The sequence below is a fragment of the Xanthobacter dioxanivorans genome (assembly GCF_016807805.1).
Taxonomy (GTDB): domain Bacteria; phylum Pseudomonadota; class Alphaproteobacteria; order Rhizobiales; family Xanthobacteraceae; genus Xanthobacter; species Xanthobacter dioxanivorans.
The window spans coordinates 5,609,063-5,628,817 of record NZ_CP063362.1 but is presented as its reverse complement, the minus strand read 5'-3'; the positions used below and the strand labels follow the sequence as shown (position 1 = coordinate 5,628,817).

The 19,755-nt window shown below is 71.2% G+C and carries 12 protein-coding genes, 2 pseudogenes and 2 riboswitches; of the genes and pseudogenes, 2 read left to right on the top strand and 12 right to left on the bottom strand.

Annotation, left to right across the window (positions count from 1 at the left end; translation table 11 throughout):
* The 11 genes and pseudogenes from cobG to EZH22_RS26150 all read right to left on the bottom strand — a co-directional run bounded on the left by cobG (window position 1) and on the right by EZH22_RS26150 (window position 15,429).
* Window positions 1-1,302, bottom strand: coding sequence for a precorrin-3B synthase (gene cobG / locus EZH22_RS26200; protein ID WP_203193301.1), 1,302 nt, complete (start codon window positions 1,300-1,302; stop codon window positions 1-3).
* Window positions 1,299-4,645, bottom strand: a pseudogene (cobN, locus tag EZH22_RS26195) (cobaltochelatase subunit CobN). Before cobN ends, cobG begins: the two are co-directional and overlap by 4 nt.
* Before the next feature lie 15 nt (window positions 4,646-4,660).
* A complete protein-coding gene (gene cobW / locus EZH22_RS26190; RefSeq protein ID WP_203196774.1) occupies window positions 4,661-5,698 on the bottom strand; it encodes a cobalamin biosynthesis protein CobW in 1,038 nt (345 codons plus the stop codon).
* Entirely contained in the window at window positions 5,695-6,111 is a 417-nt protein-coding gene (locus EZH22_RS26185) for a DUF1636 family protein (RefSeq protein ID WP_203193300.1), read from the bottom strand. The genes cobW and EZH22_RS26185 overlap by 4 nt, the downstream gene beginning before the upstream one ends.
* 140 nt (window positions 6,112-6,251) lie before the next feature.
* Window positions 6,252-6,467, bottom strand: a riboswitch (cobalamin riboswitch).
* 199 nt (window positions 6,468-6,666) lie between these two features.
* A pseudogene (locus EZH22_RS26180) lies at window positions 6,667-7,053 on the bottom strand (allophanate hydrolase-related protein); the annotation flags it as partial.
* Window positions 7,054-7,135: 82 nt separating this feature from the next.
* Complete coding sequence (locus EZH22_RS26175; RefSeq protein ID WP_203193298.1) at window positions 7,136-10,936, bottom strand: 5-oxoprolinase/urea amidolyase family protein; 3,801 nt, start codon at window positions 10,934-10,936, stop codon at window positions 7,136-7,138.
* Window positions 10,937-10,939: 3 nt separating this feature from the next.
* Entirely contained in the window at window positions 10,940-11,590 is a 651-nt protein-coding gene (locus tag EZH22_RS26170; protein WP_203193297.1) for an urea amidolyase associated protein UAAP2, read from the bottom strand.
* A 12-nt stretch (window positions 11,591-11,602) separates the two neighbouring features.
* On the bottom strand, window positions 11,603-12,415 hold the full coding sequence (locus EZH22_RS26165) for an urea amidolyase associated protein UAAP1 (protein WP_203193296.1): 813 nt from the start codon (window positions 12,413-12,415) through the stop codon (window positions 11,603-11,605).
* A 10-nt stretch (window positions 12,416-12,425) separates the two neighbouring features.
* Entirely contained in the window at window positions 12,426-13,250 is an 825-nt protein-coding gene (locus EZH22_RS26160) for an ATP-binding cassette domain-containing protein (protein WP_203193295.1), read from the bottom strand.
* Window positions 13,247-14,059, bottom strand: a complete 813-nt coding sequence (locus tag EZH22_RS26155) for an ABC transporter permease (RefSeq protein ID WP_203193294.1) — start codon at window positions 14,057-14,059, stop codon at window positions 13,247-13,249. Before EZH22_RS26155 ends, EZH22_RS26160 begins: the two co-directional genes overlap by 4 nt.
* A 266-nt stretch (window positions 14,060-14,325) precedes the next feature.
* Window positions 14,326-15,429, bottom strand: a complete 1,104-nt coding sequence (locus EZH22_RS26150; RefSeq protein ID WP_203193293.1) for a putative urea ABC transporter substrate-binding protein — start codon at window positions 15,427-15,429, stop codon at window positions 14,326-14,328.
* 72 nt (window positions 15,430-15,501) lie between these two features.
* A riboswitch (guanidine-I (ykkC/yxkD leader) is annotated at window positions 15,502-15,611 on the bottom strand.
* A 210-nt stretch (window positions 15,612-15,821) separates the two neighbouring features.
* Between EZH22_RS26150 and EZH22_RS26145 the strand changes: the two genes are divergently transcribed.
* Both EZH22_RS26145 and EZH22_RS26140 read left to right on the top strand, forming a co-directional pair.
* Complete coding sequence (locus tag EZH22_RS26145) at window positions 15,822-16,979, top strand: serine hydrolase domain-containing protein (protein WP_203193292.1); 1,158 nt, start codon at window positions 15,822-15,824, stop codon at window positions 16,977-16,979.
* A 98-nt stretch (window positions 16,980-17,077) separates the two neighbouring features.
* Complete coding sequence (locus EZH22_RS26140; protein WP_203193291.1) at window positions 17,078-18,094, top strand: AI-2E family transporter; 1,017 nt, start codon at window positions 17,078-17,080, stop codon at window positions 18,092-18,094.
* A 70-nt stretch (window positions 18,095-18,164) separates the two neighbouring features.
* Here the strand turns inward: EZH22_RS26140 and EZH22_RS26135 are convergent, their stop codons facing one another.
* Window positions 18,165-19,640 (bottom strand): alpha/beta hydrolase, encoded by a 1,476-nt coding sequence (locus EZH22_RS26135; RefSeq protein WP_203193290.1) that lies wholly within the window; start codon window positions 19,638-19,640, stop codon window positions 18,165-18,167.
* Between the last annotated feature and the right edge of the window lie 115 nt (window positions 19,641-19,755).

Genomic DNA, 19,755 nt, shown 5'->3' with positions numbered 1-19,755 from the left:
TCACGTCTCGATCATCGCTTTCAAATGTCCCTTGCTGGCCCACAGGTCCGCAACTGCCATGCGCCGCAACGCCTCGCGGCCGGTCTCCCCGGGCCGGCGGACGCGGATGGCGCCCTCGGCCAGCGCGGCGAGGTCCGCGGCCAGCGTGTCCGCCGGCCGCAGCGGCCCCGCCGCCTGCGACGCCGCGCCCTCATGCACCAGCGCGACGCGCGCGTCCATGCCCACGAAGGCGAGAGTGGCCGGCGCGGGATGGGCGCAGCCCTTGCTGCAGGCGGACAGATGGACCGTGACCGACCCGTCGAGCAGCGGGCCAAGCGCCTGTGCCACGGCCGGCGCAAGCTGGCGCGAGGGGAAATGGGCGGAGGCGCAGGCCGGCGCGCCGGGGCAGGCGGCGATGAAGGCCCGGGGATCGTCGGCGCGGACGAGGCAGCCGAGCCGTTCGGCTGCCTCTGCGAAGGCCCTGGCCCCGGCGGCGTCGAGCCCGGTGGCGATGAGCCCCCGCTCCGGCGCCGGGCGCAGGTCCCGCGCCCCGGCGGCGTCCACCGCGTCGGCGAGGGCGGTGAAGGTGGCGGCGTCCGCCGCCCCGAACGGAAGGCCGATGCCGCAGGCGAGGGAGCCATCCGCCAGGGGCAGCAGGCCGATGGGCGAGCGGGCCGTGGCGGCGAGGCGGGGAGAGGCGGCGCCGCCGGGAAGGTCGGTGGCGCGGGCGGCGCGGCCGAGGGCGGCGAGGCCGGCCAGCGCGGCGACGGTTCGCGCCGCGGCCTCGGCCTCGGGCAGGAGCACCGCCGCGCCGCCGCCGATGGCCACGGACCACAGGACGTCGGACCCCGGCCGCATGGCGACGAGCCGCACGTCCGCCTTGCGCCCGTCGAGGCGGATGGCGCCGCCGCCGTCGATCACGACGGACACCTTCGGTCCCAGCCGGTCGGCCAGCGCCGCAGCCCCGGCGCGGATGGCATCGGCGAGGGGCCGCCCGTCGGCGATCTCCCGCGGATCGAGGCCGGAGAGCGGCGATACGTCGATGGCAAGGCCCAGGCGCGGGGTGATGCCCAGCGCCCAGGTGGCCTCCTGCAGGGGCGCGACCGTCTCGCGCCTCAGCCCGCGCACCTGGAGGCTGCCACGGGCGGTGACCTCCATGAGCCCGCTGCCGAAGGCGATGGCCGCCGCCGCGAGGCCGCGCACCTGGGCGGTGGCGAGCGTCCCATCCGCCGGCACGAGGCGCAGAATCAGGCCGTCGCCGGTCTCCATGGGGGAGAGAAAGGCCGGGCAGGCGCCCCGTCGGGTCGGAGGGACCGGGGTCATTCGGCGGCCTCCTTGGGCTGGGGCGCGGCGCCGAGGGCTTCCAGATCGGCGTCGAGATCGTTGCGGCGCGGGTGCCACAGCCCGCGCCGGCGCGCATCGGCGAGGCGGCGGGCGATGGCGCGGGCGGCATCCGGATTCTGGTCGAGCAGGAAGGCTCGCACCGCCGGATCGCCGAGATAGGCCGCGTGGAGGCGGTCGATGAGGGCGCCGGGGACCTGCTCGGTGGTCTCGGCGAAGGCGACGAGGCGGTCCACCGTCTCGGCCAGCTCCGCCGCCCCGCGCGGGCCGTGGCGCATCTGGCCGGCGATGAAAAGCGCCGACACGCGCCCGTGCACCAGCCGCGCCAGCGCCTCGCCGAGGGGCCGGGCGCGGGGGCGGTCGGGGTCGGTGGTGTCCAGCACCACCAGGTGGGCCTTGCGCCCGAGCGCCGCGCCGGCCGCCGCGAAGCCGCCGATGAAGGCGGCATCCTCGCTGCCGTCCAGCAGGTCGCGGGCGGCGTCGTCGGTAGCGTGGACGAGGGCGTCCGCCTGCGCCAGCCGCGCGGCGAAGCGGCCGGGGGCGGGGGTCGCCGCGCCGTCCGACCCGCCATAGGCGTGGGATGCCGCCGCCATGTAGGCGTGGCCGAGCTCCTCGCGCGCCTCGAACGCGCCGCGCTGGAGCTGCGCCTCGATGCCCGCGCCATAGGCGCCGGGGGCAGAGCCGAACAGGCGGGCGGGGTCCTCGCCCCGGCGGCGGGCGGCGGCGAGGGGATTTTCCGCGTCCTCCTCGTCCCGGTCCGCGACGGCGCGGACGGCGGCGTCCAGCAGGGCGATCTGGGTGGGGAAGATATCGCGGAACAAGCCGGAGATGCGGAAGGTCACGTCGATGCGCGGGCGCCCCAGCACGGCGGGGGGGAGCACCTCGATGCCGGTGACGCGGCCGGTCGCGGCTTCCCACACCGGCCGGCAGCCGAGGAAGGCGAGACCCTGGGCGATCTCCTCGCCGCCGGTGCGCAGGCTGGCGCTGCCCCACAGGTCCAGCACCAGCGCGCGGGGATATTCGCCATGCTCCTGGAGGAGGAGGCGCAGCGCCTCGTCGGCGGCCTTGCGGGCGAGGTCGCAGGCGGTGGGGGTGGGCAGCGTGCGCGGATCGGCGGTGAACAGGTTGCGGCCCGTGGGCAGCACGTCCCGCCGTCCCCGCGCCGGGGCGCCGGCAGGCCCGCGGGCACGAAGCGGCCGTCGAGGGCGTCGAGCAGGGCGGCGGTCTCCGCGTCGGCCGAGGCGAGGCGGGCGGGGTCGCCCTCGCCGTCCGCCGCGCGGCCGAAGACGTGGAGGCCGTCCTTCACCGCGAGGTCCTTCAGGTCGCACAGCCAGGCGTCGATGCGGCGCAGCGCCTCGTCCGGGTCGGCGCCGGCCGTGACGCCGGCGGTGGCGGCGAGGCCCGTTTCCGCCGCCGTCTCGACGATGAGCGCGGCGAGGCGCTCGCGGCGGCGGCGGTCGAGGCCGTCGGCCTGGGCATATTCGTCCACCAGCCGTTCCAGTTTCTGCTCCGCCTCGGTGAGGCCGGCGGCGGCCAAGGGCGGTGGCAGGTGACCGATGGTGACGGCGGCGAGGCGGCGCTTGGCCTGCGCCGCCTCTCCGGGATTGGAGACGATGAAGGGATAGACCACCGGCAGCGCGCCCATCACCGCCTGCGGGAAGCAGGCCGGGGTGAGGGCCACCGCCTTGCCCGGCAGCCATTCCAGCGTGCCGTGGGCGCCGAGATGGATCATGGCGTGGGCGCCGAGCCCCTCGCGCAGCCACAGGCCGAAGGCGATGAGGGCGTGGCGCGGCGGCAGGGCCGGGTCGTGATAGTCGGCGCGCCGGTCGAGGGAGGCGCCGCGATCCGGCGCGAAGGCGAGGGTGAGAGCGCCGAAGCGGGCGAGCCGGACGTGGAAGGCCCCGTCCTTCACATCCCGGTCCGCCTCCGGTGGGCCCCATGCGGCGATGACGGAGGCCTGCGTGGCCTCGGGCAGGCGGGCGAAGGCGGCCCGGTAGGCGTCCAGCGTCAGGGCCGGGGCGGGGGCGAGGGCGCCGAGCAGGGCCTTCGCATCCGCCGGGGCGGGGCCGATGGCGTAGCCGGCGCCGGCGAGGGCTTCCAGGAGCCGCCGCGCGCTCTCCGGCACGTCGAGCCCTACCGCGTAGCCGGAGCGGCCCTCCGCGCCCGGATAGTCCGGCAGCACCAGCGCCAGCCGCCGCCCGGCGCGGGGCGTCGCGGCGAGGCGGACCAAGGCGGCAACGCGATCAGCCACATGCGCCACCTGGTCCGGCTCCGGCCGGTTGACGGCGGCGGCGAAGGCGAGGTCCGCGTCGGCCTCGGCGAAATCCTTGAAGGAGAGCGCGCCGGCCAGCACCCGCCCATCCAGCTCCGGCAGCACCACGTGCATGGCCAGATCCGCGGCGGAAAAGCCGCGCGGGCTCGCGGCCCAGGCTTCGCGGGCGGTGGTGGCCGGGGCGGCCTGGAGCACGGGCGGTCCGCCGGCCGGGAACAATTCGGCCGCCTCCCCGGCGGCGAAGGCGGTGGTGGTGACGATGACCGCCGGAGCGAGTTCCGCCGCCGCCGCGCGCACGGCGGCGCGGGCCTCCGGCGCCTTCAGGCTGGGCACGAACAGGCAGAGCGGCGCGATGCCGCGCGCTTCAAGCGCGGTCGCCAGGGCATCGACGGCCGCCGTGTCCGCCGCCAGCCACTGCGAGCGATAGAACAGGATGAGGGCCTTGGCCCGCGCATCGGACCGCGCCGCGCGCCGGGCCTCGCCCGCCTCCAGCAGCCCGGCACCGGGGCGGTGGAAGGCGGCGGCCGGCACCGGGCAGGGCGGCGGGATGCGGCGGCAGACGGCGTAGTCCGCCGCGCCCGCCATGGTGTCCAGCAGCGCGCCCATGTTCTGCGGCCCGCCGGCGCGGAAATAGGCGAGCCAGCGTGCAAGCTCCGCCCGCGGCAGGGTGGAGAGGGCGGCAAGGCGCGGGTCGTCCTGGTCCTCCCCCGGCAGCAACGCGAGGGCGATGCCGCGCATGCGGGCCATGGCCGCGAGCCGCTCGGCGCCATAGCGCCACCAGTCGAGCCCGCCGAGCTGGCGCACCAGCACCACCTTGGCCCGGCTGGCCACCTTCTCCACCCACAAATCCACCGACATGGGATGGCGCAGGTCCTTCAGCCGCGCGAGGCGCAGGCTGGGCAGGTCGTCGCGCCGCGCCCGCCACGCGGCGGAGAGGGCCAGAAGGTCGCTGTCGGCGAAGGAGAGCGCCACCATGTCGCCGGGCGGCTGGGCAAGGTCGACCGGCTCGGCCAGGTCCTCCAGCGTCGTCGATGTGGTGGCGAGGATGTGCATGGGGTGCTTATCGCCTCAGCCGAGGATCGCCTGCTCCACCGCCGCGCGGTCGAAGCCCTTGAGGCCGATCACCACCAGCGCGCCGCTGCGCGCCTCGCCCGCGCCCCAAGGCCGGTCGAAATGGTGCGACACCCGCGGGCCGACGCCCTGCACCAGCAGGCGCATGGGCTTGCCTGCCACGGCCGCGAAGCCCTTCACCCGCAGCACGTCCGGGGTGCCGGCCGCCGCGACCACGCGCGCGGCCAGGGCGGCCGGGTCGGTGATCTCGGGCAAGGCGAGCACGATGCTCTCGAACTCGTCGTGGTCGTGGTCTTCCTCGTCGTCATGGTGGGTGCGGCGGGCGTCGATCCGGTCTTCCGCGCCCATGCCGAGGCCCAGCAGCACGGCGAGGTCGACCTTGCCGCCGGAGGCGCGCACCAGCTTCACCGCCGCCGGCAGGCTGCCGGCCACCGCCGTCTCGGCGGCGGCGAAGCCGGCGGCGTCGAGCAGGTCGCTCTTGGAGAGGATGACGAGGTCGGCGCAGGCGATCTGGTCCTCGAACACCTCTTCCACCGGGTCGTCATGGTCGAGGCTGGCATCGTCCGCCCGCTGGGCGGCCAGCGCCGCGAGGTCCGGCGCGACGCGCCCTTCCGCCAGAGCCGGCCCGTCCACCACCGCCACCACGCCGTCCACCGTCACCCGGCCCTTGATGGCCGGCCACTGGAAGGCCTGCACCAGGGGCTTGGGCAGCGCGAGGCCGCTGGTCTCGATGAGGATATGGTCCACTCGCGGGGTCAAGGCGAGGATCTGGTCGAGCGCCGGCACGAAGTCGTCGGCCACGGTGCAGCACAGGCAGCCGTTGGCGAGCTCGACGATGGTGTCCTCGGCGCAGCTCTCGATGCCGCAGCCCTTCAGGATCTCGCCGTCGATGCCCACGTCGCCGAACTCGTTGACGATCACCGCGAGGCGCTTGCCGCCGGCATTCTCCAGCACATGGCGGATGAGCGTGGTCTTCCCGGCGCCGAGGAAGCCGGTGACGATGGTGCAGGGGACGCGGGCGAGCGAGGTCATCAGGGCTCCTCGGGGAGGGAAAGGGGCGGGATGCGCGCGACCATGCCGCGCTTCAGGCTTTCGGGGCGGCCGCGCCAGGGCATGAGGCCGTCCGGGGCCTCGGCGAGGAGCCGGGCGCCTTCCATCAGGTCGGCGGCGGCATCGGCGGTGAGGTCGCCGAACACATAGGTCCAGCCGTCGCGGCGGACCATGGCGGCGGACAGCGCGCGCTTGCAGTTGGCGAGGCAGCGCACGCCCTTCACCACGATGCCGGGGGGCGCCGTCAGGGCGGTTGTGGCTTCGACGAGGGCCACGCCGTCGGCGGGCAACGCTCCGTCCGGGGCGCTGCGGCAGGTGGTGCAGACGAAGAGGGTGACGGCCGGCGGGTCGCGGCGCGCGGATGCGCTGGCGGGCGCGTCGGTTTCGGGGGTCGTCATCGGCGCGGTTGCCTCAGCCGCGCCGGCATCGCCCGAAAGGTCCGGAAGGTCGCTGCGCTCCACCCGTCGACATCCCAAGGTGCGCGCAATGCCCGCAGGCGCGGGCTTCAAAGGGACGCAGAACCGGAGCACCCCGCCCGGCGCGGACCTTGTCGAAGGCAGGTCTCCTGGCTCGCGGTTCCGCGCCCCCGCCGCCTTCCCGGATCACTCCAGTGGCGTCTGGCAGGGGCTCACCGCTTACAGTTGCGGGGGCAGCCACGGCATTGGAAGCTCAAAGCACGCGTGCCCCGGCCTTCCGCACCGCATTCCCTTTTGCGCCCGTGGTGCAGCACGGGACCTTCGACCCGGCCACTAAAGGCAGGGCGGGGGGGAATGTCAAATGGGGCGCGTCGCCACCGTGTCCCGGCTGACGAGGGCGTCAGCGGAAGGAGAGCCGGGACACGGCGCAAGGATTTGCCGATGGCGCCGCTTCCATCCGCCGTCATGCCCCGGACAAGCCGGGGGATGACGGCGGATTTTGCGAGGATGACGGTGGTTTGGTGCGGGCTGAACGACCTACCCCCGCCCGGCCACATAGGCGCGCCAGCCGCCCAGCGCCGTGATCTCCTGCGCCCGCTCCACCGCATGGGCCTCGCACAGGAAACCCGGCACCTCGCTGCCGTCCTCCAGCCTGAGCTTGCCGATGCCCAGCGGCGCCGGGATGCGGGCGACGAAGCGGCCGAAGGCGGCCGGCTCCAGCGCCCACACCTCCACCTCCAGCCCCGGCCCGGCAAAGCCGGGCTCGCGCACCACGCCCGGCTTCTGGGGCGTGGTGTCCGGCAGCACGAACAGGCGGTAGTCCGGCGCCGTGCGGCAGCGTTTCACCAGCACGCCGCCAGCCTGCGTGAGCTCGGCATTCAGCGGCATGCCGGTGAGGTGAGCCCCCACCACCGCGATGGGCACCGCGTCGGGAAGCGGGGCCGTCGAGGAGCGATAAGCGCTGAGCGGCAGATCGTTCGCCATGGGATTCCTCACCACGCTGTCTTCACAAGGCTTCGAGCACGGCGACGATGTCGCCGGAACGGATGGTGCGGCCGGGCGCGGCGCGGATTTCCCGCACCCGTCCGGAGGCGTGGGCGGTGATGGAGATCTCCATCTTCATGGATTCGATGATGGCGATGGTGTCGCCGGCGGCGACCATCGCCTCCGCTTCCACCAGCACCTTCCAGACGTTGCCCGGCACGTTGGCCGACACGCCGAAGCAGCCCTCCGGCATCTCGCCTTCGCTGAACGGCCCGGCGCCGTCCTCCACCACGAAGCTGTCGAGCCCCTCCGCCTTCCAGCGGGCGCGCTCGGCCTCGAACGCCGCCTGCTGGCGGGCCTTGCCGGCGGTGATCTCGGCGGCGTTGGCCGCAAGACCGGCCGCATACTCCGCATAGGAGAAGCGGCCTTCCTCGATGCGCACGGGATAGGCCCCGTGCGGGAAGGCGGCGCGGGCCTCCGTCAGCTCCGCATGGGAGACCGGAAAGAAGCGGATCTCATCGAAGAAGCGCAGCAGCCAGGGGGTGTCGCGGAATTCCGGCGTGCTCCGCCACGTGTTCCACATCTGGATGGTGCGGCCGAAGAGCTGGTAGCCGCCCGGCCCCTCCATGCCATAGATGCACATGTAGGCGCCGCCGATGCCCACCGCGTTCTCCGGCGTCCAGGTGCGGGCCGGATTATACTTGGTGGTCACGAGGCGGTGGCGCGGGTCGATGGGGGTGGCCACCGGCGCGCCGAGATAGACGTCGCCGAGGCCGAGCACCTGGTAGCTGGCGCCGAAGATGATGTCCTTCACTGCCTGCTCGTCGGGAAGCCCGTTGATGCGGCGGATGAACTCGATGTTGGACGGGCACCACGGCGCGTTCGGCCGCACCAGCTCCTGGTACTTGCGCATGGCCAGCTCGGCCTGCGGGTCGTTCCAGGAGAGCGGCAGGTGGACGACGCGGCTCGGCACCACCACGTCCTCGGCGCGGGGCAGGCCGCTCTCGATCTCGGCCAGGGCGTCGAGCAGGTTGGCGCGAGGCATCGCCGCGCCGTCATAGTGGATCTGCAGCGAGCGGATGCCGGGGGTGAGGTCGATGATCCCCGGCAGGCGTGCCTCTTGCACCGCCTGCGCCATAAGATGGGCGCGCAGGCGCAGGGCGATGTCGAGATGCATGTCGCCGAACTCGACCAGCAGATTGTCGTCGCCTTGCCGGCGGTAGACCACGCGCACCGGTCCATCTTCGCGCCGGGCGAGGATGGGGGAGCCGGGGTCGATGCTTCGCCGCGAGGGAGCGCCGCGCGGGGCTCCCTCTCCCACGACCGGGCTGTCTGTGACCATCGCCGCCGGTGCGGGCCTCCCCTCTCCCCTCGCGGGAGAGGGGGCGGGGGTGAGGGGGGGCGCCGGCGGAAGAGACCGGAAACCATCCGGACGAACGTCGCCAGCCCCCTCACCCGCCTCGCTCCGCTCGGCACCCTCTCCCGCGAGGGGAGAGGGCAAACCGGTCGCGCTCCCTCCGGACGAGGTTGGCAGGGCGCCCGCAGGCGTGAGAGGGCATTCGGGACTGGGATCATCCGGCCGAGCGAGGGGCGCGAAGCGCACGGTGTCGCCGGGCTTGAGCTGCCCCATCTTCCATTGCTCGTCGCGGGCGATCACCGCCGGGCAGACGAAGCCGCCGAGGGAGGGGCCGTCCGGGCCGAGGATGATGGGCATGTCGCCGGTGAAGTCGATGGCGCCGATGGCATAGGCGTTGTCGTGGATGTTGGAGGGATGGAGCCCCGCCTCGCCGCCATCGGTGCGCGCCCAGCGGGGCGTCGGCCCCATGAGGCGCACGCCGGTGCGGGCGCTGTTGAAATGCACCTCGTAGGTGGCGGCGAAGAGGTCGGCGATGTCTTCATCCCGGAAGAAGTCGGGCGCGCCGTGCGGGCCGTAGACGACGCCGATGGTCCACTCCCGCGTCAGCGGGGCGGGAGGGATGTTCACCCCGGCGGGAACGGCCGGGCGCGCCGCCTTCGGGGCGAGGTGGAGCGCATCGCCGCCCTTCAGCGTGCCGGTGGCATGGCCGCCGAACTGTCCCAGCGCGAAGGTGGCGCGCGAGCCCAGCACCACCGGCGCCTGGAATGCGCCGTTCACCGCGAGATAGGCCCGCTGCCCCGGCCCGGAAATGGCGCCGATGGCCAGCACCTGCCCGGCCTCGACCTTGAAGGCCGCATCGTGCGGGGCGGACGCGCCGTCCAGCGTCGCCGGCATCAGGGCGCCGCAGATGGCCACCCTCGCATCGTCGTGGAAGCGCAGGGTGGGGCCGTTGACGGTCATCTCCAGCGCGCAGGCGGTTTCCGCATTGCCCACCAGCGCGTTGGCGCGGCGGAAGGAATAGTCGTCCATGGGACCGGAGGGCGGCACGCCCACGTGCCACAGGTTGAGCCGCCCCGGCAGCTCCTGCAGGCTCGACTGAGCGCCGGGAACGAGCACCTCCACGCTCGACGGGCGGAACGCGAAGTCCTTGAGCGCGGTGGTTGCCACCTTGCCGGAAGCAAGCAGCTCCGAGGCCGCGATGGCGCGCAGATACGCAAGGTTGGTCTCGATGCCGCAGATGGAGGTCTGCGCCAGCGCCGCATGGAGCGCGGCGATGGTGGCGGGGCGGTCGGCGCCGGTCACGATCACCTTGGCGAGCATGGGATCGTAATAGGGTGTCACCTCCGTGCCGGTCTCGATCCAGCCGTCGATGCGCGCCCACTCCGGGAATTTCACTTCCGTGAGCAGGCCGGCGGAGGGCTGGAAATTGGCGTGCGGGATCTCCGCATAGACGCGCACCTCCATGGCCGCGCCCTTCGGCGTCAGCGGGCCGGCGGCGGATATGGGGTCCTCGCCCGCCGCCTGGCGGATCATCCATTCCACGAGGTCGATGCCGAACACCGCCTCGGTGACGGGATGTTCCACCTGAAGGCGCGTGTTGACTTCGAGGAAGTAGAATTCCTCGCGCGCCGGGTCGTAGATGAACTCTACCGTGCCGGCGCTCTCGTAGGCGACGCTCTCGCCGAGCTGCACCGCCGCGGCGTGGAGGCGGGCGCGGACGGCGTCGGAGAGGAGGGGGGCCGGGGTTTCCTCCACCACCTTCTGGTTTCGGCGCTGGAGCGAGCAGTCGCGCTCGCCCAGCGCCACCACCTTGCCCTTGCCGTCGCCGAAGATCTGCACTTCCACATGGCGGGCTTGCGAGACGAACCGCTCCAGATAGACGCGGGCATCGCCGAAGGAGGCCCGGGCCGTGCGCTGGACACGCTCGAACACGTCCCGCAGCTCGTCGGGGGTGTGGCAGAGCTGCATGCCGATGCCGCCGCCGCCGGCGGTGGACTTCAGCATCACCGGATAGGTGATGGCCTGCGCCGCCGCCAGCGCCGCTTCGGCGCTCTCCAGCAGGTCCGTGCCCGGCAGCAGCGGCACGCCACTCGCCTTGGCCAGCGCGCGCGCCGTGTGCTTCAGGCCGAAGTCCTTCAGGTGCTCCGGCTTCGGCCCGATGAAGGCGATGCCCTCCTGCGCCAGGCGCTGGGCGAAGGCGACGTTCTCCGACAGGAAGCCGTAGCCGGGATGCACCGCCTGCGCTCCCGTCGCCTTGCAGGCTTCGATGACGGCGTCGACGTTCAGGTAGCTCTCGGCGGCGGGGGCCGGGCCGAGCCGCACCGCCTCGTCCGCCTCCAGCACGCCGCGGGTGAAGCGGTCGGCATCCGAATGGACGGCGACCGAAGCGATGTTCATGGCGCGCAGCGTGCGGATGACGCGCCGCGCGATCTCGCCGCGATTGGCGATGAGAACTTTTTTGAACACGGCTCAGCCCTCCTCGCCGGCGAAGACGAGGACCTGGATCGGCGTCGGGTTGAAGCCGTTGCAGGGGTTGTTGATCTGCGGGCAGTTGGAGATGACGAGGAGCACGTCCATCTCAGCCAGCATCTCCACATAGTCGCCGGGGCCGGAGATGCCGTCGACGATGGCCAGTTCGCCCGAGGGCTCCACCGGCACATTCATGAAGAAGTTGATGTTGGGCACGATGTCCCGCTTCGACATGCCGTGCTTCGTCACCTCCATGACGAAATTCTCGCGGCAGGCGTGCAGATACTTCACCTGATGGCCGAAGCGCACCGTGTTCGCCTCGCAGGAGCAGGCGCCCGCCGAAGTATCGTGCCGGCCGCTCGTGTCGGCGGTGACGGTGAGCATCACGTTGCCTTCGGACGAGATCAGCCGCGTGCCGGTGGACACATAGGCCGAGCCCTGCACCCGCAGCGTATCCTGCGAGGAGTAGCGCTCCATGAAGTCGTCGGCGCGGTAGAACAGCGTATCCACCGCCTGCTGGCCTTCCAGGTCGACGATGCGCACCGACTGGCCCTTCTTCACCACGCAGGAGAAGGGCGCGTTGGCGGGCACGAAGTAATCGTGGAGCGCGGCGGAAGCATCCCGCACGGGGGTCGCGAAGAACTTGCTCATGAATGCCTCCCCTCAGCGCGCGGTGTTCTCGAAGCCGCGCACGGCCTCGATGGTGGCGGTGCGGCACAGGTCGTCCGCGGCGGGCGCGGGCGCGCTGAAGCGGATGGCCTCCACGGCGGGCGGGTCATAGGCGGGCGCCGGGTCCAGCGGGTGCGGGCAGTTGGAGAGGGTGACGACGAGGTCCATCTCGGCCCGCAAGTCCACGAAGTCGCCTTGTTGGCGCTGGCCCTCGATCCAGTGGAAGACGCCGTCGGCATCGGTGCGCACCGGGGCGAAGAAGGTGATGGCGGGAGGGATGTCGCGCCGGTCGTAGCCGAGCTTGCCGGCGGCGAGAATGAAGTTGTCGCGGGTGTTGCGCAGCACCTTGTCGCCATAGCGGGCGCGGTTGGAGGCGCTCGTGGAGCCGCCCACGAGGGCATCGTGCATGCCCGTGGTGTCCTCGATCAGCGAGAACATCACCCGCCCCATGTCGGAGAACAGCACGCGGCCCTTGCCCAGCGCCGAGGTCCATTGCACCTTCACCGTGTCGGCATAGTTCAGCCGCTCGGATCGATCCGCCGCCGCCCAGGCGATCAGGGAGACCGCCGCCGGCCCGTGCGCCAGATGGATGCGCAGGGCTTCGCCGGCCGCCATCCGCGTCGACCAGTACCAGCCGCCGGGAATGGCCTCCGTGTGGAGAACCGCGCTTTCGGGGATGGGGGCGCCATCCCGCGGCGTCGGGCCGGGCAGGGCCTTCGGCGCATGCTGCTGGCCGGCGGCCTTCAGGTCCTCGTACCGGCGCTTGTTCTGTTCGATGAACAGGCGGGTGTCTTCGCTGACGGTCATTGTGGTCTCCTCAAGCCGTCTGAAGCGCCGGGTCGTCCCGGCCGGGTCCCGAGGGAAGGGCCGGGTCGTCCCGGCCTGGGTTCACGGATTTCGTCTTGGGTTGGCCGGCAATTCTCTTGGGCCAGACCTCGATGTCCTTGGCGATGGTGGCGCCGTAGCGGGCTTTTTCTTCCGGCCGGTTTCGGCGGCGCTCGAAGGCGATGATGCGGGTGGCGAGGGTGAACGCCTCCTTCAGGTCGTGGGTCACCATCACCACGGTCATCTCGCAGGTGTTCCACAGCTTCAGCATGAGCTGGTGGATGTCGGCGCGGATGCCGGGATCAAGCGCGCCGAAGGGCTCGTCCAGCAGCAGGATCTTAGGTCTGCGCATGATGGCCTGCGCCAGCGCGAGGCGCTGCTGCATGCCGCCGGAAAGGGCCGCCGGATACTTGTCCTCCGCGCCCTTCAGCCCGACCTCCTCGATGAGGGCGCGGGCCTCTTCCTCCGCCGCGCGGCGGCGGGCGCCGAACAGGCGGCCGGTGAGGGGGGCTTCCCCCATCTCGGCGGCGAGCACCACGTTGCCCAGCACGGTGAGGTGCGGGAACACGGAATAGCGCTGGAACACCACGCCCCGGTCGGCGCCGGGCTCGCGGGCGATGGGCTGGCCGCCGATCAGCACCTCGCCGCGGGTCACCGTCTCCTCCGACAGGAGGATGCGCAAAAAGGTGGTCTTGCCGCAGCCCGAGGGACCGACGAGGGCGATGAAGGCGCGCGGCGCGAAATCGAGGGAGATGTCCTCCAGCACGATCTGGTCGCCATATTCCTTCCACAGGTGGCGCACGGAAATGGCGGTCATTTCGCGGCTCCGAACCAGGGGAAGAAGAAGCGACGGGCGCGCACCAGCGCGAAGTCCATGGCCACGGCGAGGAGGGTGATCCAGGCGACGTAGGGCAGGATCACGTCCATGGCGAGATAGCGCCGCACCAGGAAGATGCGGTAGCCGAGGCCTGAATCCGAGGCGATGGCCTCGGCCGCGATGAGGAACAGGAAGGCCGGGCCGAGCGACAGGCGCAGGGCGTCCATGAGGCGGGGCAGGATCTGCGGCAGCACCACGCGCAGCGCCATCTGCCAGGTGGAGGCGCCCAGCGTCTGCGCCTTGATCATCTGCTCGCGCGGCAGCTCTTCCACCCGCATGGCGAGGTCGCGGATGAGGTAGGGCGTGATGCCGATGGTGATGAGGGCGATCTTGGAGGCCTCTCCCAACCCCATGACGATGAAGAGGATGGGCAGGAGCGCCAGAGGCGGCACCATGGAGACCATGGCGACGAACGGCGCGAGGAAGGAGCGCACCACCGGCAGCATGCCGATGAGCACGCCGATGGCGAGGGCGATGGCGGTGGAGATGGCGAGCGCCGAGAACAGTCGCTCCAGGCTGGCCAGCGTGTCGGTCCACAACAGGTAGTCGCCGGTGCGCGCATCCGCCGTGAAGGCGATCTTCACGATCGCCTCGCCCAGCGAGCCGAGGCTCGGCAGGAGCTTGTCGTCGGGGTTGAGGGCGAGGCGCTCGGCGGAGCCCAGTACATAAGCAAGGATGACGAGGGCAAACGGCAGGATGGCGAGGAACAGCGCCGTTCCCCGATCCGGCCTGACATTGACGAGGCGCATCAGCGCTGCTCCTGAAGGGTGGATGGAAGCGGGCGGGTCCGAAGGCCGCCCGGCCCGGAGAACATGATGGGGAGGAGCCTCGCGCCCCGGCCGACTGGAGCGTCAGCGGAAGGAGAGCCGGGGCCCAGCGCACGGGTTCGCCGAAGGCGGCTCCTGCCAGCCGTGCTGGCAGGACAGGGCCTGCTGCGCAGGACTTTCCCCTGGGTCCCGGATCAGCGCTCAGGCTGCGCCTTCGCTTGTCCGGGACACGAGGGCGGCTCAGCCCCTCACAGCTTCCCGTCGGCGGCAGCCGCCATGAAGGTGTCGACGAAGCGGAACTTCACGTTCTTCGCATCGCCCAGCACCTTGCCGTCGGCGAGCGCGATGCCCACCGCGTCGGCGGACTTGGCGTTGGAGCCGAGCAGGTTCTTCTCGAACAGGAACTTGCGCACCCGGTCCATGGTGGTGCCCACTGCCGGGGAGCGCACGAATTCCACCGCGTCCGAAGCCTTGCCGAAGAGCTTGGTGGCGGCGAGCTGGCTGTCGAAGCCGGCCAGATCCGTGCCGGAGGCCTTGCCCATGGCGGCGCGGGCCGCCTTGCCAGCGTCCGTGTCGGCAGTGAAGAGGGCGGTCGTCTCGTACCAGATGCCCACCAGCGCCTTGCCGAAGTCGGGGTTGTCCTTGAGCGTGTCGGTGTTGGCCACCATCAGGTCCATGATCTCGCCGGGGATCTTGGATGAGTCGAACACGTTGTGCGCGGTCTTGTCGGCGAGGATCTCGGAGACCAGCGGGTTCCAGGTGACCACGGCGGTCACGTCCTTGGTCTTGTAGGCGGCCACCATGTCGGCGTCCGAGGTGTTCACCACCTTCACGTCGCGCTCCTTGAGCTTGATGCTCTCAAGCGCGCGGGCGAGCAGGTAGTGGGAGACCGAGAATTCGACGAGGTTCACCTTCTGGCCCTTGATGGCCGAGAGTTCCTTCTTGTTCTTCAGGATCACGGCGTCATTGCCGTTGGAGAAGTCGCCGACGATGACGGCAGTGGTGTCCACGCCGCCGGCGGCGGGCACGGAGAGGGCATCCATGTTGGTCACGGTGAGGGCGTCGAAGGCGCCGGCCGTGTACTGGTTGATGCTCTCCACGTAGTCGTTGAACTGCACCACGTCGATCTTGATGCCGTACTTGTCGGCCCACTTCTTGACGATGCCGGAATCGGCGGCGTAGCCCCACGGCATCCAGCCCACATAGATGGACCAGGCGACCTTGAACTCCTTCTTCGGCGCGGCCATCGCCGGCTGGGCGGCGAAGGCGAGGCCGGCCACGGCCACGGCGCCGATGGCGCGGGCGGCGAACGACTTCAAGCGGTGGGCGGAGGACGAGAACGGAGTGCGCATATAATTCCCCTTCGCTGGATACGATTGGGAACTGGCGGAAACCCGAGTGCCGCCAATTCCTTGGCCACTGAGGTCTCCCGGGCTTTTATCCCGCCGTGCACCCGCTGCGGATGTCTCCCGCAGCAGTGGCAGCTCTCGGACCAGCGCACCCTCTGGATGCCGGAACCCTAGCCACCAACTCGCCATCCTCAAAAGCAAGGCCCGTGCCAGTTCTTCCCTCCTGGAAATTCAACCACTTGTCGCGCCCCCGTACATGGGGCTGCGCTCCCGGCGGGCATGAGTGGGTTAATTATTAGGCATTATTGTCCATCTTGGTACGCATTGCATACATGAAAAGGCTCTCGCCTGGAGGCCGCCAAGGCGGGAAGATGCGGGGGGAGGAGAAGGCTGCCATGCTGACCAGACGAGCCTTCATCACCGCTGCCTTGGCGCTGGGCTCCGCCCCCGCTTTCGGCGCCGGTTACCCGCCCGTGCCCTACCGCGCCCTGCAGGGTATGATCGATGCTGCGGCCGAACGGGCGCGCCGCGATCATGGGGCGAAGCGCGCGGTGGTGCTCGGCGTGGTGAACCCGCGCGGCAACGGCCAGCTTCTGTTCGCCGGGGCGCACGGCCTCACCAATCCCGCGGGTCGGCCGCTGGCGCTCGATGGGGGAACCCTGTTCGAGATCGGCTCCATCGCCAAGGTGTTCACCACCGCCCTGCACTTTGCCCAACACGGCCCGTTCACCGGCACCCTCGGCGACTGGCTGGCGCCGCGCCGCCTCTCGCCGGGAATGGCGGCGATCCCGCTGGCGGCGCTGGCGCGCTACCAGCCCGGCCTTGCCCAGGACAACCACCGCGCAGTGGTGCCGCCCGGCACCATGGCCAGCTTCGACGCGCTCTTCCGCTACCTCGCGCGTGCCGCTCCGGCGGCCCCGCCCGGCACCTGCTATTCCTATTCCAACCTCGGCTGGTCCCTCCTTGCCATGGCCGGCGCCGGCGCCGGCCGGGGCAGCGCGCAGGACTTCGCCGAGCGCTACGACGCCACCCTGAAGGCCTATGGGGCGACCTGCGGGGCGACGCACACGGGCATCTTCCGGCCTGCCATGAAAGCGCGCCTGCCGCGCGCCTACCGCCGCAACTGGCAGATGCTGACACCTGACACCGACTATCGCCCGACATACCCGACAGGGGTGGGGTCGGGTGGCATTGTCGCCTCCGGTGTCGACATGCTCGCCTTCCTGCGCCACCAGATGGGCTTCTCGGAAGGCGGTCTCGATGATCCGGCACTGGCCTACCTGCAGGGCCCGGTCTTCGCCGTGCCCGCCTGCGCCGGCGGGGGCGCGCCGCGCACCGCCTATGGATGGATTTTGTCGGATATTCCAGATGCTTCCGCCCCGGTGCGGGTGCTCACCAAGGACGGAGCGGTGGCGGGCTTCACCGCCTGGATGGGCTTCATCGCCTGGCAGGGCACCGGCGCGCCGTCTCCGTTCGGGGTGTTCGTCCTGAGCAATGCTCCCGGCGCGGCCCCCCTCGGCCGCGCCGCCCTGCGCCGCATCCTCTCCGCCTGACCTTGCCTTCCCTAAGGGCGCATAAAATCAGCCGAATTCCTCGCCATCCGTCCGGTCCTGCGGTAAGCGGTGCGGATCATCGTGGGGAAGGACGCGGCATGAAGGGGTTGATGGGTCTCGTGGCGGCGGTGGTGGTGTGCGCCGCGCTCTATATCGCGGAGACGCTGATCGCCCCGGTGGCGTTCGCGCTGTTCGTCATCGCCGTGGTCTATCCGCTCAAGGCCGCCCTGGCGCGGGGGATGCCGGATCTCCTCGCCGTGCTGGCCACCCTCGTCATCACGCTGTTCGTGGTGGGCGGGGTGTCGTCGGTGGTGGTGTGGGGCTTCAGCCATGTGGCGGCCTGGGTGTTCCAGAACACCGGCCGGTTCCAGGCGCTCTATGCCCAGGCGGCGGAGTGGCTGGAGGGGCACGGCTTCGTGCTGGCCGGCCTGTGGGCCGAGCATTTCGACGTGCGCTGGCTGCTGCGCGTGTTCCAGGACATTTCCGGCCGCCTGCAGGGGCTGGCGAGCTTCCTCGTCTTCACCTTCGTCTATGTGCTGCTCGGCCTTTTGGAGGTGGATGCCGCGAAAAGCCAGGTGCTGCGGCTCGGCCGATCCGGGCGGGCGCCGTTCCTGCAGGCGGCGCTGGCCGACACGGCGGCGAAGCTGCAGAAATACATGGCGGTGCGCACGCTGATGAGCATCGCCACCGGCGCGGTGGTGTGGGTGTTCACCCTCACCGCCGGGCTGGAACTGGCGCTGGCGTGGGGCGCCATCGCTTTCGCCATGAACTATATTCCGTTCATCGGCCCGTTCGTGGCGACGCTGCTGCCAACCCTGTTCGCCCTCGCCCAGTTCGAATCGTGGGAGATGGCGCTGTTCGTCTTCGTCTGCCTGAACCTGATCCAGTTCCTGTCCGGCAGCTACCTGGAGCCCCGGTTCGCCGGCAAGGCGCTGGCGGTCTCGCCGTTCCTGGTGCTGCTGTCGGTATTTGTCTGGGCCTTCCTGTGGGGCATTGCCGGCGCCTTCATCGGCGTGCCGATCCTGATCGCCGTCCTCACGTTGTGCGCGCACCATCCCTCCACCCGCTTCGTGGCGGAGCTGCTCTCCGGCCAGACGGTGCCCGAGGAGGCGTGAGGAGGCCTTCGATGGAGGTCGCCCGCATTCTCCGGCGTGGCCGGCTGCTGCCCTCCGGACCGGGGGTGACCTACCGGGCCGGCGGCAGCCCCGCCGCCACCCTCTGGACGAGATAGGGAAAGAACGGGTTGGAGGACATGCGCACCAGCATGTCCACGCCCACCACCAGCGACCCGAACTCTCCCCGCGCGGCAATGTCGCCGAGGCGGATGCCGAAGGTGTCGGCAAGGTCCGGCTCCAGGCCATAGAGCCCGTCGGAGAGCGGGAAGGGCAGCGCCACGTGGGACAGGGAATAGACGTCCTCCGGATAGGTGAGGCCCAGGGACGTGACCGTCTCCTGCGTGGAGCCGGCGGGGGTCTCGCGTGCCTCCATGTCTTCGGTGGTGGTCGAGGCGTTGGCGATGACCGCGGTGCGGAACCGGCGCGGTGCCGGCGGCAGCAGGCGCGAGAGGGCCGAATCGGCGGTGCGCGTGAGCAATTCCTCGAACTGGCCGCCGCGGTTGATGTCGAACAGCACCAGCTCGCTGCCATTGTCGTCGAGACGCGCGTGCAATTGCTCGATGACCGCGCGGGTGCTCACCGTATGATCGAGCACCGACTGGAAGGTGAGGACCGGCGCGAGCCCGGCGAGCCGCCCGGCGCGCAGATGCCGGTCGATGTTCGCCTGCAGCGTCTGCGTCAACAGGAAGGACTGGCGCGCCGCATCTACGGGAAATGAATTGTACTTGAACGGGTTGAACTCGGGAATGATGTTGAGCCAGGCGGCCTTCGCGAAGGCCGGGAAGATGGCGGGCAGCCCGGCGAGGCCGGCGAAGCGGGCAAACTCCGTCACCCCCACCATGGGCGAGAGTAGGACGATGCGCGATGGCGCCACGAGGGCGGGATCGTCCAGCGCGTCGAGGGCATGCATGAGCGCCAGCGCCCCGCCGTTGGAATAGCCGATGATGTGCACCGGCCTGCCCGGCCCCGCGCGACGCAGGGCCTCGCGCATGGCGAGGCGGGTGGCGGCGATCCAGTCTTCGTAGTCGGCCTGCGTCAGCGCCCCCGGCACGGTCCCATGGCCGGGCAGGCGCAGCACGATCGAGATGAAGCCGTGGTCGGCATAGAGCCTGGCGAGGTGGCGGTGGCTGTAGGGAGAATCGGTGAGCCCGTGCAGGAACACCGCCGCGCCCGCGGCCTCCCCCTTGGGCTCCAGCACGTAGGTGCGGTTGAAGTCCTGGGCGAAACGGCCGGGATAGATGGGGCTCGCGTCATAATAGCGGTTGAAGCGCACGCGATCGGCCGGCGGCAGCTTGTCGGTCACGTTCGCGCGCACGGCGGCGAAGGCCGTGTCCTCGGCCCGCAGGTAGGCGGCAAGGTCCGAGGTCGCCAGCTGGGCGCGGCTAAGTTCGGGCGGCACGAAGGTGTGCCACGGCTCGAGCGGCGGGCCGCGCTGGGAATCCACTGCGCGCACCACGAAGATGGTGGCGACGACGGCGACAATGAGCAGGGTGACGATCTTCGCGGTGCGCTTGGCGCCCCGCCACGCCGGTCCGATAACTCTCATGTTGCCCACGTCCCCCCGGCCGCTTCCGGCGGCGCCGCGAGCCTATGGGGCGGCGCGCCGACGGTAAAGCTGCGGCAGGGGGCGGGGGGAAGGCGTGGCAGGGGACGGCCCCTGC

Excerpts from the sequence above, each read along its gene's own strand:
- cobG (WP_203193301.1), bottom strand. The coding sequence starts at position 1,302 with ATGACCCCGGTCCCTCCGACCCGACGGGGCGCCTGCCCGGCCTTTCTC.
- EZH22_RS26185 (WP_203193300.1), bottom strand. The coding sequence starts at position 6,111 with ATGACGACCCCCGAAACCGACGCGCCCGCCAGCGCATCCGCGCGCCGC.
- EZH22_RS26170 (WP_203193297.1), bottom strand. The coding sequence starts at position 11,590 with ATGAGCAAGTTCTTCGCGACCCCCGTGCGGGATGCTTCCGCCGCGCTC.
- EZH22_RS26165 (WP_203193296.1), bottom strand. The coding sequence starts at position 12,415 with ATGACCGTCAGCGAAGACACCCGCCTGTTCATCGAACAGAACAAGCGC.
- EZH22_RS26160 (WP_203193295.1), bottom strand. The coding sequence starts at position 13,250 with ATGACCGCCATTTCCGTGCGCCACCTGTGGAAGGAATATGGCGACCAG.
- EZH22_RS26155 (WP_203193294.1), bottom strand. The coding sequence starts at position 14,059 with ATGCGCCTCGTCAATGTCAGGCCGGATCGGGGAACGGCGCTGTTCCTC.
- EZH22_RS26150 (WP_203193293.1), bottom strand. The coding sequence starts at position 15,429 with ATGCGCACTCCGTTCTCGTCCTCCGCCCACCGCTTGAAGTCGTTCGCC.
- EZH22_RS26145 (WP_203193292.1), top strand. The coding sequence starts at position 15,822 with ATGCTGACCAGACGAGCCTTCATCACCGCTGCCTTGGCGCTGGGCTCC.
- EZH22_RS26140 (WP_203193291.1), top strand. The coding sequence starts at position 17,078 with ATGAAGGGGTTGATGGGTCTCGTGGCGGCGGTGGTGGTGTGCGCCGCG.
- EZH22_RS26135 (WP_203193290.1), bottom strand. The coding sequence starts at position 19,640 with ATGAGAGTTATCGGACCGGCGTGGCGGGGCGCCAAGCGCACCGCGAAG.